10 protein-coding genes and 3 pseudogenes are annotated in these 13,890 nt (G+C 68.8%); 6 read left to right on the top strand and 7 right to left on the bottom strand.

The window, feature by feature from the left end:
- Positions 1–139: 139 nt before the first annotated feature.
- The 3 genes and pseudogenes from QQK29_RS07905 to QQK29_RS07895 all read right to left on the bottom strand — a co-directional run bounded on the left by QQK29_RS07905 (position 140) and on the right by QQK29_RS07895 (position 8,692).
- A complete protein-coding gene (locus QQK29_RS07905) occupies positions 140–4,012 on the bottom strand; it encodes a DNA-directed RNA polymerase subunit beta' (RefSeq protein WP_284299270.1) in 3,873 nt (1,290 codons plus the stop codon).
- 58 nt (positions 4,013–4,070) lie between these two features.
- A pseudogene (rpoB, locus tag QQK29_RS07900) lies at positions 4,071–7,549 on the bottom strand (DNA-directed RNA polymerase subunit beta).
- 348 nt (positions 7,550–7,897) lie between these two features.
- Entirely contained in the window at positions 7,898–8,692 is a 795-nt protein-coding gene (locus QQK29_RS07895; RefSeq protein ID WP_284299269.1) for a head GIN domain-containing protein, read from the bottom strand.
- A gap of 166 nt (positions 8,693–8,858) precedes the next feature.
- On the opposite strand from QQK29_RS07895, the pseudogene QQK29_RS07890 reads away from it, so the two are divergent.
- From QQK29_RS07890 to QQK29_RS07870, 6 genes and pseudogenes are all read left to right on the top strand, one after another.
- A pseudogene (locus QQK29_RS07890) lies at positions 8,859–9,679 on the top strand (spermidine synthase).
- Between the two features lie 175 nt (positions 9,680–9,854).
- Positions 9,855–10,847: a PQQ-dependent sugar dehydrogenase gene (locus QQK29_RS07885; protein WP_284299268.1), complete on the top strand. Its 993-nt coding sequence runs from the start codon at positions 9,855–9,857 to the stop codon at positions 10,845–10,847.
- Between the two features lie 2 nt (positions 10,848–10,849).
- A complete protein-coding gene (locus QQK29_RS07880; RefSeq protein WP_284299267.1) occupies positions 10,850–11,320 on the top strand; it encodes a SprT-like domain-containing protein in 471 nt (156 codons plus the stop codon).
- A gap of 145 nt (positions 11,321–11,465) precedes the next feature.
- Positions 11,466–11,861, top strand: a pseudogene (locus QQK29_RS18620) (ABATE domain-containing protein); the annotation flags it as partial.
- A gap of 77 nt (positions 11,862–11,938) precedes the next feature.
- Positions 11,939–12,061, top strand: coding sequence for a CGNR zinc finger domain-containing protein (locus QQK29_RS07875; protein ID WP_284299266.1), 123 nt, complete (start codon positions 11,939–11,941; stop codon positions 12,059–12,061).
- On the top strand, positions 12,058–12,441 hold the full coding sequence (locus tag QQK29_RS07870; protein WP_284299265.1) for a RidA family protein: 384 nt from the start codon (positions 12,058–12,060) through the stop codon (positions 12,439–12,441). Before QQK29_RS07875 ends, QQK29_RS07870 begins: the two co-directional genes overlap by 4 nt.
- A gap of 9 nt (positions 12,442–12,450) precedes the next feature.
- On the opposite strand, the gene QQK29_RS07865 is transcribed toward QQK29_RS07870, so the two are convergent.
- The 4 genes from QQK29_RS07865 to QQK29_RS07850 form a co-directional block, all read right to left on the bottom strand.
- Positions 12,451–12,762, bottom strand: coding sequence for a DUF427 domain-containing protein (locus QQK29_RS07865; RefSeq protein WP_284299264.1), 312 nt, complete (start codon positions 12,760–12,762; stop codon positions 12,451–12,453).
- A 38-nt stretch (positions 12,763–12,800) separates the two neighbouring features.
- Positions 12,801–13,166, bottom strand: a complete 366-nt coding sequence (locus QQK29_RS07860) for a dehydrogenase (protein WP_284299263.1) — start codon at positions 13,164–13,166, stop codon at positions 12,801–12,803.
- Positions 13,167–13,333: 167 nt separating this feature from the next.
- Entirely contained in the window at positions 13,334–13,603 is a 270-nt protein-coding gene (locus tag QQK29_RS07855) for a hypothetical protein (RefSeq protein ID WP_284299262.1), read from the bottom strand.
- A complete protein-coding gene (locus tag QQK29_RS07850) occupies positions 13,600–13,827 on the bottom strand; it encodes a hypothetical protein (protein ID WP_284299261.1) in 228 nt (75 codons plus the stop codon). The genes QQK29_RS07855 and QQK29_RS07850 overlap by 4 nt, the downstream gene beginning before the upstream one ends.
- Between the last annotated feature and the right edge of the window lie 63 nt (positions 13,828–13,890).

Below are 13,890 nucleotides of genomic sequence, written 5' to 3'. Positions count from 1 at the left end.
GGCGTGCTCCTTCGCGTGGGGCTTCCCAGCCTAGCGAGCCGACCGCGCGGCGGGAACGACGAAGGCCCCGTTGACACGGGGGCCTTCGCTGTGGTTTCGACACGCCGCTGTGCGGCTGCTCAACCCACCGGGTTTCGACTCAGCTGTAGGTGCCGGGCTGGAAGTCGTCCGAGCTGAAGCTGTCGAAGTCGACGAAGCTCAGGTCGGCCTCCGAGAACGCCGAGTCGTCGGCGAAGATGCGGTTGGGATACCGCTCCGCCTTCGCCTCCTCGGTCGCATCCACCGACACGTTCCGGTACTTCGAGAGTCCGGTTCCGGCGGGGATGAGCTGACCGATGATGACGTTCTCCTTGAGGCCCATGAGCGGGTCGGAGCGACCCTCCATGGCGGCCTGCGTGAGCACGCGGGTGGTCTCCTGGAAGGAGGCCGCCGACAGCCACGACTCGGTCGCGAGCGAGGCCTTGGTGATTCCCATGACCTCCTGACGCGCCGACGCGGGCTTCTTGCCCTCGAGGATCGTCGCGCGGTTGATCTCGGTGTACCGCGAACGGTCCACGAGCTCACCCGGCAGCAGATCCGTGTCGCCGTGCTCCACGACGGTCACCTTGCGCAGCATCTGCCGCACGATGACCTCGATGTGCTTGTCGTGGATCGGCACACCCTGGCTGCGGTAGACGCCCTGCACGCCGTCGACCAGGTGCTGCTGCACGGCGCGGACGCCCTGCACGCGCAGCACCTCCTTCGGGTCGAGGTTGCCGACCACGAACTGCTGACCCAGCTCCACGTGCTGGCCGTCCTCCACGAGGAGGGTGGCGCGCTTGAGCACGGGGTAGATCTGCGGCTCCTCGCCGTTGTCGGGCGTGAGGATGATCTCGCGGCGCTTGTCGGTGTCCTTGATCTCGATGCGGCCCGCGGCCTCCGCGATCGGGCTCGCGCCCTTCGGAGTGCGAGCCTCGAAGAGCTCGGTGACACGCGGCAGACCCTGCGTGATGTCGTCCGCACCGGCGGTACCACCCTGGTGGAAGGTACGCATCGTGAGCTGCGTTCCGGGCTCACCGATCGACTGGGCGGCGATGATGCCGACCGCCTCACCGATGTCGACGAGCTTTCCGGTCGCGAGCGAACGGCCGTAGCAGGCGGCGCAGACGCCGACCGCCGACTCACAGGTGAGCACCGAGCGCACCTTGACGGTCTCGATGCCGGCCTTGATGAGCGTGTTGATCAGCACGTCGCCCACGTCGGTGCCGGCCGCGGCCACCACGGTGCCCTTGGCGTCGACCGCGTCCTCGGCGAGGGCGCGCGCGAACACCGAGTTCTCGACGTTCTCGTCGCGCACCAGCTCGTCGCCGACCTTCGCCGCGATCCGGATCTCGAGACCCTTCGTCGTGCCGCAGTCGTCCTCACGGATGATGACATCCTGCGAGACGTCGACGAGACGACGCGTGAGGTAGCCCGAGTCCGCGGTACGCAGAGCGGTGTCGGCGAGACCCTTACGGGCACCGTGCGTGGCGATGAAGTACTCCGCCACACTCAGACCCTCGCGGTACGAGGAGATGATCGGACGAGCGATCGTCTCACCCTTCGGGTTGGCGACCAGGCCACGGATACCCGAGATGTTTCGGATCTGCAGCCAGTTACCACGGGCGCCCGACGACACCATCCGGTAGATGTTGTTGTCCTTCGGGTAGCTCGCCTGCATGGACCGGGCGATCTCGTTGGTCGCGTCGGTCCAGATGTCGATGAGCTCCTTGCGGCGCGTCGCGTCGTCGATGAGACCCTTGTCGTACTCGGACTGGATCTTGGCGGCCTGCTTCTCGTGCTTCGCCACGATCGCCGGCTTGTCCTTCGGCGTGACGATGTCCGAGAGCGCGACGGTCACACCCGAACGCGTGGCCCAGTGGAAGCCCGCGTCCTTGATGCGGTCGAGCGCGGCCGCGACCTCCACCTTGGGGTAGCGCTCGGCGAGATCGTTGACGATCGCCGAGATCTTGCCCTTGTCGGCGAGCGCCTCGACGTACCAGTAGTCGGCCGGAAGCGCCTGGTTGAACAGCGCGCGGCCGAGCGTGGTCTCGACGAGCTTGCTCGAGCCCTGCACGAAGCCCTCCGGGGCATCCTCGAGGTACACGCCCTCGAGACGGATGCGCACCTTGGCGTTGAGGTCGAGGGTGCCCTCGTCCTTCGCCAGGATCGCCTCGGCGATCGACGAGAACGCGCGGCCCTCGCCGACGGCGCCCTCGGTGAGGGTCGTCAGGTGGTGCAGACCGATGATCATGTCCTGGCTGGGCAGGGTCACCGGGCGGCCGTCCGACGGCTTCAGGATGTTGTTCGAGGCGAGCATGAGGATGCGTGCCTCGGCCTGCGCCTCCACCGAGAGGGGAAGGTGCACGGCCATCTGGTCACCGTCGAAGTCGGCGTTGAACGCGGCACATACGAGCGGGTGCAGCTGGATCGCCTTGCCCTCCACGAGCTGCGGCTCGAACGCCTGGATGCCGAGACGGTGCAGCGTGGGCGCACGGTTCAGCAGCACGGGGCGCTCGCGGATGATCTCCTCGAGCACATCCCACACCTGCGGACGCGAACGCTCCACCATGCGCTTGGCGGCCTTGATGTTCTGCGCGTGGCTCAGGTCGATGAGGCGCTTGATGACGAACGGCTTGAACAGCTCGAGCGCCATCTGCTTCGGAAGACCGCACTGGTGCAGCTTGAGCTGCGGGCCCACGATGATGACCGAACGACCCGAGTAGTCCACGCGCTTGCCGAGCAGGTTCTGGCGGAACCGGCCCTGCTTGCCCTTGAGCATGTCGGAGAGCGACTTGAGCGCGCGGTTGCCGGTGCCCGTGACGGGACGACCACGACGACCGTTGTCGAACAGCGCGTCGACGGCCTCCTGCAGCATCCGCTTCTCGTTGTTCACGATGATCTCGGGGGCCCCGAGGTCGAGCAGACGACGCAGACGGTTGTTGCGGTTGATCACACGACGGTAGAGGTCGTTGAGGTCGGAGGTCGCGAAGCGGCCGCCGTCGAGCTGCACCATGGGGCGCAGCTCCGGCGGGATCACCGGCACGACCTCGAGCACCATCGCTGCGGGCGAGTTGCCCGTCTGCAGGAAGGAGTTGACGACCTTGAGGCGCTTGATGGCGCGGATCTTCTTCTGACCCTTGCCGCCCGAGATCTGCTCGTGGAGCAGCTCGGCCTCGGCCTCGAGATCGAACGACTCGAGGCGACGCTTGATCGCCTCGGCACCCATGTGGGCCTCGAAGTACAGACCGAAGCGGTCCTGCAGCTCGTGGAAGACCGAGTCCTCGGGCTTGAGGTCGCCGACCTTGAGGTTGCGGAACTGGTCCCACACCTCCTCGAGCTGGCGGATCTGCTCGTCGAACGACTTGCGGACCTGAGCCATCTCCTTCTCGCCGGCGTCCTTCACCTTGCGCTTCTGGTCGGCCTTGGCGCCTTCCTCCTCGAGCGCGGCGAGGTCGCCCTCGAGCTGCACGAGACGCGCGTTGATGCGGTCGTCGCGCTGCTGCTCGAGGTTCTTGATCTCGAGGCGCAGCTCGTTCTCGAGTCCGGGGAGGTCGGCGTGGCGGCCCTCCTCGTCGACGTCGATCACCATGTACGCGGCGAAGTAGATGACCTTCTCGAGGTCCTTCGGCGCCATGTCGAGCAGGTAGCCGAGGCGGCTCGGCACACCCTTGAAGTACCAGATGTGCGTCACCGGGGCGGCGAGCTCGATGTGGCCCATGCGCTCACGACGGACGGAGCTCTTGGTGACCTCCACGCCGCAGCGCTCGCAGACGATGCCCTTGAAGCGCACGCGCTTGTACTTGCCGCACGAGCACTCCCAGTCGCGGCTCGGTCCGAAGATCTGCTCGCCGAACAGACCGTCCTTCTCGGGCTTGAGGGTGCGGTAGTTGATGGTCTCGGGCTTCTTGACCTCGCCGTACGACCACTCGCGGATGTCCTTGCTGGTGGCAAGGCCGATGCGGAGCTGATCGAAAGTGGTTGCGTCGATCACTGAGTTCTCTCTCGCTTCTTCTCTATGTCTCTAAAGCTGTGAATCCTGTGGGCCCGGCTCAGATGTCGTCGATCGACGACGACTCGAAGCGGGTGGAGATGTTGATGCCGAGCTCCTCCGCGGCACGGAAGACCTCGTCATCCGTGTCCTTCAGGCTGAGCGCCGAGCCATCCGCGCCGAGCACCTCGACGTTCAGGCAGAGCGACTGCATCTCCTTGATCAGCACCTTGAAGCTCTCGGGGATGCCGGGCTCCTGGATGTTCTCGCCCTTGACGATCGCCTCGTACACCTTGACGCGGCCGAGGATGTCGTCGGACTTGATCGTGAGCAGCTCCTGCAGCGCGTACGCGGCACCGTAGGCCTCGAGCGCCCACACCTCCATCTCACCGAAGCGCTGGCCGCCGAACTGCGCCTTACCACCGAGCGGCTGCTGGGTGATCATCGAGTAGGGGCCCGTGCTGCGGGCGTGGATCTTGTCGTCCACGAGGTGGTGCAGCTTGAGGATGTACATGTACCCGACCGAGACCGGCTGCGGGAACGGCTCGCCGGACCGGCCGTCGAACAGACGCGTCTTGCCGGAGGAGTCGATCATGCGCACGCCGTCGCGGTTCGGCAGGGTCGAGTCGAGCAGACCCTCGATCTCCTCCTCTGCCGCGCCGTCGAACACCGGGGTCGCGACCTTGGTGCCGGGGGCGGCCTCGAGGGCTCCCTTCGGCAGGTGAGCGGCCCACTCGGGCTTGCCCTCGACCTTCCAGCCCTGCTTCGCGATCCACCCGAGGTGGGTCTCGAGCACCTGGCCGAAGTTCATGCGGCCGGGGATGCCGAGCGGGTTCAGGATGACGTCGACCGGCGTTCCGTCGGCGAGGAACGGCATGTCCTCCACCGGCAGGATCTTCGAGATGACGCCCTTGTTGCCGTGACGGCCCGCGAGCTTGTCGCCCTCGGTGATCTTGCGCTTCTGCGCGATGAACACCACGACCCGCTGGTTGACGCCCGAGCCGAGTTCGTCGTCGCCGTCCTGGGCGTCGAAAACCTTGACGCCGATGACGGTTCCCTCTTCACCGTGCGGAACCTTGAGCGAGGTGTCGCGCACCTCGCGGCTCTTCTCGTTGAAGATCGCGCGCAGCAGGCGCTCCTCGGCGCTCAGCTCGGTCTCGCCCTTCGGCGTGACCTTGCCGACGAGGATGTCGCCGGGGCGCACCTCGGCGCCGATGCGGATGATGCCGCGCTCGTCGAGGTCGGCCAGCAGCTCGGGGCTCACGTTCGGGAGATCACGCGTGATCTCCTCCTTGCCGAGCTTCGTGTCGCGCGCGTCGACCTCGTACTCCTCGATGTGGATCGAGCTGAGCACGTCGTCGGCCACGAGACGCTGGCTGAGGATGATCGCGTCCTCGAAGTTGTGACCCTCCCACGGCATGAACGCCACGAGCAGGTTCTTGCCGAGCGCGAGCTCGCCGTTCTCGGTCGCGGGGCCATCGGCGATGACCTCGCCGACCTCGACGCGATCACCGGCCGAGACCACGACACGGTGGTTGTAGCTCGTGCCCTGGTTGCTGCGGTCGAACTTGCGCAGGAAGTACTCCTGCGTGCCGCCCTCGTCCAGCTGGACGGTCACGACATCCGCCGAGACCTCGGTCACGACGCCGGCCTTCTGCGCCGAGATGACGTCGCCCGCGTCGACCGCGGCGTAGCCCTCCATGCCGGTGCCGACGAGCGGCGAGTCCGAGCGCAGCAGCGGCACGGCCTGACGCTGCATGTTCGCACCCATGAGGGCGCGGTTCGCGTCGTCGTGCTCGAGGAAGGGGATGAGCGAGGTCGCCACCGACACCATCTGGCGCGGCGAGACGTCCATGTACTGCACGTCACTCGGGTCGACGAGCACGACGTCGGAGCCCTTGGGGCGCACGAGCACCTTGTCCTCGACGAACTTGCCGTTCGCATCCAGCGGCGCGTTGGCCTGGGCGACGAGGTACTCGTCCTCCTCGGATGCGGTGAGGTAGTCGATCTGGTCGGTGACCTTGCCGTTCACGACCTTGCGGTACGGCGTCTCGATGAAGCCGAACGCGTTGATGCGTCCGAACGTCGCGAGCGAGCCGATGAGGCCGATGTTCGGGCCTTCCGGGGTCTCGATCGGGCACATGCGGCCGTAGTGGCTGGGGTGCACGTCGCGCACCTCGACGCCGGCCCGCTCACGGCTCAGACCACCGGGGCCGAGAGCGCTCAGGCGACGCTTGTGCGTGAGACCGGCGAGCGGGTTGTTCTGGTCCATGAACTGCGAGAGCTGGCTCGTTCCGAAGAACTCCTTGATCGCGGCGACGACCGGACGCACGTTGATGAGCGTCTGGGGCGTGATCGCCTCGATGTCCTGCGTCGTCATGCGCTCGCGCACGACGCGCTCCATCCGGCTGAGGCCGGTGCGCACCTGGTTCTGGATGAGCTCGCCGACGGCACGGATGCGGCGGTTGCCGAAGTGGTCGATGTCGTCGGTGTCGAGACGCAGCTCGATGCTCTTGCCGTCGCGCACGCCCGGAAGCGTCGTCTCACCGGCGTGCAGCGCGACGAGGTACTTGATCGTGGCGACGATGTCGTCGATCGTGAGCACCGAGTCGGACAGCGGCGCGTCGAGGCCGAGCTTGCGGTTGATCTTGTAGCGACCCACCTTCGCCAGGTCGTAGCGCTTCGGGTTGAAGTAGAAGTTGTCCAGCAGCGCGCGCGCGGCCTCGGCGGCCACCTGCTCGCCCGGACGGAGCTTGCGGTAGATGTCCTTGAGCGCCTCCTCCTTGGTGAGGATGGCGTCCTTCTCGAGCGTCGAGGCGATCGACTCGTAGCCGGCGAAGGCCTCGAGGATCTCCTCGCTCGTCATGCCGAGCGCCTTGAGGAAGACGGTGACCGACTGCTTGCGCTTGCGGTCGATGCGCACGCCGACCTGGTCGCGCTTGTCGATCTCGAACTCGAGCCACGCACCGCGGCTCGGGATCACGCGAGCCGAGAAGACATCCTTGTCGGAGGTCTTCTCCGGCGTGCGCTCGAAGTACACGCCCGGGCTGCGCACGAGCTGCGACACCACGACACGCTCGGTGCCGTTGATGATGAAGGTGCCCTTCTCGGTCATGAGCGGGAAGTCGCCCATGAAGACCGTCTGGGTCTTGATCTCGCCCGTCATGTGGTTCATGAACTCGGCGTTGACGTACAGCGGAGCGGCGAAGGTCTTGCCGCGCTCCTTGCACTCCTCGATGGAGTACTTGGGCTCCTCGAGCTCGGGGTTCGAGAAGCTGAGCTGCATCGTCTCGCCGAGGTCTTCGATCGGGGAGATCTCCTCGAAGATCTCGTCGAGGCCGGTCGTCGTCGACGCCGTGGGGTCCCCGCGATGCGGGCCTTCCAGGCGTCGTTGCCGACGAGCCAGTCGAAGCTCTCGGTCTGGAGGGCGAGCAGATCAGGAACCGTCAGGGTGTCCGTGATCTTGGCGAACGAGAGGCGGGATGCGCCGCGACCGTTCTTCGGGGAGTTCTGGGTGGATGCGGAGCGCGCAGCAGCCAAGGGAAAATAACCTCCGTGAGACCCGTCGGTCTCAGTTCGTGTCGGTCAGTGAGGAGGCGCTCCGCAACAGGTGGGCGATCCCGCCGCCATTTTCGGGATCCGCCTCCGGGCACACATCGGCCGACCGCAATATGAGGGCACAGGTGTAGGGGAGCGCAAAGAACAACTATAGGTCGAAACGACGCGCCGTGTCTACTTATTCCTTGACATCGCTTCCCGTCGGGTCTATAAAGCCCGGCGGCCGACGTCATCCGGTCGGCGGGAGCAGCCGCACGCGCGGGCGGGGATGCAGCACGCGGCGGGAGCAACTGCCCCCGCCGCGTGACCGCTGCGCCGCCCGGTGGCGCGTCAGCCCTCGACGATGTCGCCGAGACCCGAGACCTCGCGCGTGATGCGCGGATCGCCCGAGACGTGGATGTCGCCCAGGCCCGAGACCTCGGCGTCGAGCGTCGCCGTCGCGTGCACGTGGATGTCGCCCGCGCCCGAGACCTCGGCCTCGGCGCGCGTGAGCACGAGCTTCGACGCGCGGATGGTGCCGGCTCCGCCGACCTTCAGCTCGCCCTCATCCGCGGTGCCCTCGATGCGCACATCGCCCGCACCGCTGATCTCGACCTCGACGCGCGCCGCGTCGACACCCGTGGCGCGCACGTCTCCGGCGCCGGAGACGGTGATCTCGACCTCGTCGGCATCCGAGAAGTCGGCGGTGACATCACCCGCACCCTGAAGGTCGAGCTCGTCGAAGGATCGCACCGTGAGCGTGTAGCTGACCTTGCCGGAGGTCCAGCCGGGGCCGCGGATTCCGAGCACGAGCGTGCCGTCCTCCTCGTCGACGGTCAGGCGGTCGCTCACCGACTTCGGCGCGCGGACGGTCAGGCCCGGCTCGTCGCCGAGCTCGACGGTGACGTCGCCGGCGGTCTCCAGGCGCAAGGCGTGCACGGCATCCGACACCTCGTGCTCCGTCTCGACGCGGGGGCCGGATGCGACGCCCGGCAGGCGCACGCAGCCCGCGAGAGCGAGGCCCGCGACGGCGACCGCGGCGATGCCGACGAGCGCGCGGCGGCGGCGGCCGGATGCGGGGTGGGCGCTGCGGGGGTCCTGGTCGGGGGTCGGGGCAGGGGTCTCGTTCTGGGTGGTGGTGTTCATGGGGGTCTCCTCTCGTTCCTCCTCGAGCCTCGCCGGTGGCGTCGCCGCGCGACATGCGGCAGACCCCCGCGCGGGTGGGGTTGACCCCCGCATCCGCCCTCGGGTCGTCGACGCGGGAGAGAATGGGCGCGTGGAGGAGCTGCCGAGCGCACGTCTGTCGAACGGGATGCGCGCCGTGGTGCGCCCCGACCGGTACACCTCGGGTTTCGAGCTCGTGGTCGACGGAACGCCGCAGTCGCACGTGGATCTCGACGACCCCACACACCTCTTCTATGAGTACATCGCGCGCATGGGGCACGTCATCGACGAGCTGCGCGATCCGGGTGAGCCGATCACGGCCGTTCATCTCGGGGCGGGTGCCCTGACGATCCCGCGCTACATCGCGGCGACGCGACCGGGCTCACGTCAGCAGGTGGTCGAGCTCGAACCCGCGCTCGTGGAGCTCGTGCGGGCCGAACTGCCGCTGCCGCGTGACGCATCGATCCGCGTGCGCTACGGCGATGCGCGCGAGGTGCTCGGTCGGCTGCCCGCGGGGCTGCGCGGTGCCGTCGATCTTCTCGTCGTCGACGTGTTCTCGGGCGCGCGCACGCCCGCGCACGTGACGAGCGTCGAGTTCTATACCGAATGCGCGGCCCTGCTCGCCCCCGATGGCGTGCTGCTCGCCAACATCGCCGACGGGCAGGGCGCGGTCTTCGCTCGCGGACAGGCCGCCACGCTCGGCATGGTGTTCGCGGATGTCGCGGTGCTGGGCGAGGCGCAGGTGATCAAGGGGCGGCGTTTCGGCAACTTCGTGCTCGCCGCCTCCGCGACCGGACTGCCGCTGGACTGGATGCCGCGGCTGCTCGCGGGGGACCGCATCCGGCCCAGCTCGTGCACGGGTCGACCCTGCGCGCCTGGATCGCGGGAGCTCCGGTCGTGACGGACGCGACGGCCGTGGCCTCTCCTCCCCCGGGGCGCGGGGTGTTCCAGATTCCCCCGAAACGATGACGCACCGCGCGGGTGTCGGCGCGCGGTGCTGGAATGGGGGCATGACCTCCCGCACTCCGCTTGCCGCGGCCGCCGTCCTGGCCGTGGCGCTGGTGTCCGGGTGCGTCGCCCCACCTCCGCCGGGCGCGACATCGGGTGGGGTCTGGCGACGCCGCCGGAAGGATCCGCGGGGCCCGTGCAGCCCGCGGGCGATCCGGTCGTGATCGCGTCCGGGCTGACGAGCCCGTGGTCGGTCGTGCTGCTTCCCGAGGCGCCGGGTGAGGCCCTCGTGAGCGAGCGCGACACGGGCGTCGTGCAGCACCTCTCCGCCGACGGGTCGCTCGCACCGATCGGCACCGTGCCGGGCGTCGTGCACCAGGGCGAAGGCGGCCTGCTCGGACTCGCGCTGCTCGACGAGGCCGGGAGCCGTTGGCTGTACGCGTATCTGACCACGGCATCCGACAACCGCATCGTGCGGATGCCGCTCGGCGACGACCTCGCGCTCGGGGCACCGAACGACGTGTTGACGGGGCTCGCGAAGGCCGGCAACCACGACGGAGGGCGCATCGCCTTCGGGCCTGACGGCATGCTCTACGCGACGGTCGGCGACGCGGCGGTGCCGGATCGCGCGCAAGACCCGTCGAACCTCAATGGCAAGATCCTGCGCATGACGCCCGAGGGCGCGGTGCCCGCTGACAACCCCTTCGCCGGGTCGCTCGTCTACTCGCTCGGGCACCGCAACCCGCAGGGGCTGGCATGGGATGGTGCGGGCCAGCTGTGGGCGGCCGAGTTCGGGCAGAACACCTGGGACGAGGTCAACCGCATCGAGGCGGGCGGCAACTACGGCTGGCCCATCGTGGAGGGCCAGGGTGGCGTCGCGGGCTATGTCGATCCCGTGGTGCAGTGGCCCACGAGCGAGGCGAGCCCGAGCGCGCTGACGTACGTCGACGGCACCTTCTTCCTTGCGGCGTTGCGGGGCGCGCGCGTCTGGGCGCTCTATCCGACCATGGACGGCGGGCTCGATCCCGTCGCCTGGTTCACGGGCGAGTTCGGGCGTATCCGCGAGGTGCTGCCGGCCGCCGACGGATCGCTCTGGTTCGTGACGAACAACACCGACGGGCGCGGTGATCCGGCCGCGGACGACGATCGCATCCTCTCGGTGCGGCTCACCCAGCTGGTCGAGGGCTGAGCATGGCCGACAGCTCCGAGAATCCGGCGCAGCGCCTGGCGCGCGTGCGGGTGTGGGCCGACGCGCTCATCCGCATGCACCTCGACGACAGCTGGACGTTCTCCTTCGATCACGCGAAGACCCGCGCGGGGCTCTGCAACTACACCGCCAAGCGCATCTCGGTCTCCCGGCACATCGCGTTGCGTTCCGACGACGACGAGGTGCACCAGACGCTGCTGCACGAGGTGGCGCACGCGATCGTCGGCCCGAAGGCCGGGCACGGTCCCGAGTGGAAGCGCATGGCGGCCGAACTCGGCTACGTCGGCGGGCGCACGCACGACGGCCCCGTGCCGCACGAGCTCGCGCCGTGGGTCGGCACGTGTCCCAACGGGCACGTCGCCTACCGGTACCGACGCCCGACCCGGGTGACCTCGTGCGGCAAGTGCTCGCGACGTTTCGACCCCGCGCTGAAGATCAACTGGGTGCGGCGGTAGGGCTGTCGATGCGCCGGCTCGGAGCGGGAGGCCTCGCCGACGTGGCCGCTCCGAGCGGGAGGCCTGCCGAGGTGGCTGAGGAGCGCCGTGCGCAGCACGACGCGTCTCGAAGCCTCCGCGGCCCAGAAACCCCTATGCTAGTTACATGAGCACCGGTCAGTGGATGCACCCCGCGCACGGTTCCCCGTGGTTCTTCGACGCGGGTGCCGAGAGCCTCGACTTCGCGTACACCGGAGACATGGGCCGCGGCGTGCCCGAGTGGGAGCGGATGCGCACCCCGCACGACCTCGGCGCCTGGCTCGCGGAACACGTCGGGCACATCCAGGCCGACGACGCGAACGAACGCGACCTCGCCGACGCGCTCATCCTGCGCGGCGCCCTCACGCGGCTCTACGTCGCCGCTGCCGACGGCGAGCCCCCGCTCCCGACGACATCGACACCCTCAACCTCTTCGCGGCGACACCCGACATCCCACCCGCGCTCGACGGCGGGCGCCGACAGGCCGGCGCGGGTCGCATCCGCGTCGCCCAGGCTCTCTCGACCCTCGCCCGTGAGGCCGTCGCGAATCTCGGAGCGCCCGAGGGTCGCATCCGACGCTGCGACGCCGACGACTGCCGCATGGTCTATCGCGACGAATCACGCACCAACAACCGCCGCTGGTGCTCCATGCAGCGCTGCGGCAACCGAGCCAAGGTGCGCGCGCACCGAGCGCGCACCCACGCCCAGAAGGAGGAACGATGACCGTCACCCACCTCAACCCCGCCGCGCTGCACCGCAACCCCGCCTTCTCGCAGGGCACCATCGCGCCCGCCGGCCGCACACTGTACGTCGGCGAGCAGAACGGCACGGACGCCACCGGCCAGATCAGGGGCGGTCTCGAAGAGCAGACCGCTCAGGCGCTGCGCAACGTGCTGGCCGTGCTCGAAGAAGGCGGCGCGAGCGTCACGGATGTCGTGAAGCTCACGATCTACCTCGCGGAGTCGGTCGACCCCAACGAGGCCTATCGCGCATCCGCCGAGGTGTGGGGCATGAACCCCACCGCCGTGACTGTGCTCAAGGTCGCCTCGCTCGGGCGGCCGGAAGCGCTCGTCGGCGTCGAGGCGATCGCCGCGCTCGGCTGAGCTCGGGCGCTACGCGGTCTGGGAGACCTGCACGTCCTTCCAGAACGCCACGAAGCCGCTGAAGTCACGCCCGACCTTGTCGATGGCCGTGGGATACGGCTCGGGGTAGGCCCAGGCGCGGTCGGTGAGCCAGTCATCCCCGGAACGCACACTGTAGTACTGGCACTCGCCCTTCCACGGGCAGGTGTACGGGGTCGGGCTGTCCCGCAGCACGCCCTCCGCCACCGACGATGGTGGGAAGTACACATTGCCTTCGATGTGCACGACGTCGGCCTCGTCGGCCTCCGCGATCACCTGGTCTCCGAGCTTCGCCTGGAACATGGCTCGAGGCTACGCCCCGCCACGCGGCTCGCGCTGGATCAGACCTCGACGTCGGCGAGGTGGTTCGCCCCGTGCCGCAGCACCTTCACGACCACGCCGCGCGAGCGCAACGAGGCGATCGTGCGGGCCTCCTCGTCGAGCCCCCGACCGAGGGCGTGGCGGTTCGCCACGACGAGCACATCGCCGCGCTCGAGGCGCCCGAAGGAGCGCTCGAGCCGCTGCTCCCAGGTCTCGTGCGTCTCGGGAGCCGGATGCCGGAAGTCGTGAATCGAAACGCCGAACCGCGCGAGGTCGGCGCGCTGCTCGACGATCGGCGGCAGGTCGTCGCGCGCCACGACAAGCCCTACGAGCCGCGCGCCCTCGGGCCGCGCACGCCACCACTCGCCGTCGCGCTGCAACTCCACGAAGCACTCCGGGCAGCTGCCCAGCGTGTGTTCGTGCGCGCCCGCCGGCGCGACACCGTCTCTCGTCGCGTCCACACCGATCACCGCCTGTTCCGATCAGCTTCCATTGTCGCAGTTCGGCGACGGCCCTGGGCGGTGGTCGCGGGCGGTGGTCGCGGGTCGTCGGCTCAGCGCAGCCGCTCGACCTCGGTCGCCGGTTCGAGGTCGAGCTGGGTCACACCGAGCTCGCGCGCCGACACGGATGCCGTGAGCAGATGGCGGGTCGCGCCGCGCAGCCCCGCGTAGGCGGCGATGGCCGCCGCAGCCTCCGGCGAGGTGTGGTCGATGCCGAGGTCGGAGATCGCCTCGATGATGGCCCCGGATGCCAGCAGGTCCTCGACCGTGAACCGCAGCGAGCCGTCGCTCTGGCGCGCACCCGCAGCCACGACCGCGATCACGAATCGACCCCCAGCTCGGCCTGCCGCTCCAGGGACCAGCGGGCCACGGCATCCGCGCTGCGCAGCGCGCCCGCAACCACCTCGACGCCGAGTTCGGGCACCTCCTCGGAGCCCAGCTCGTCGACCCAGACGATCGCGTGCACTCCGTCGGCGACGGCGCGCGCACCCTCGGCACCCCACTCGAACCGGACCTGGTAGTAGCTCTGCGTGCGCGGCGACGTCATGCCCCCGAGGGTAGCGACGGCTGGGCATCCGCCTCGAAACGAGGTGTCACATCCCGACATGGG

It is taken from the genome of Homoserinibacter gongjuensis (genome assembly GCF_030161875.1).
Classification (GTDB): Bacteria; Actinomycetota; Actinomycetes; order Actinomycetales; family Microbacteriaceae; genus Homoserinibacter; species Homoserinibacter gongjuensis.
Note: the sequence above shows the minus strand (reverse complement) of the source record. Positions and strands in the feature narration are given on the sequence as shown.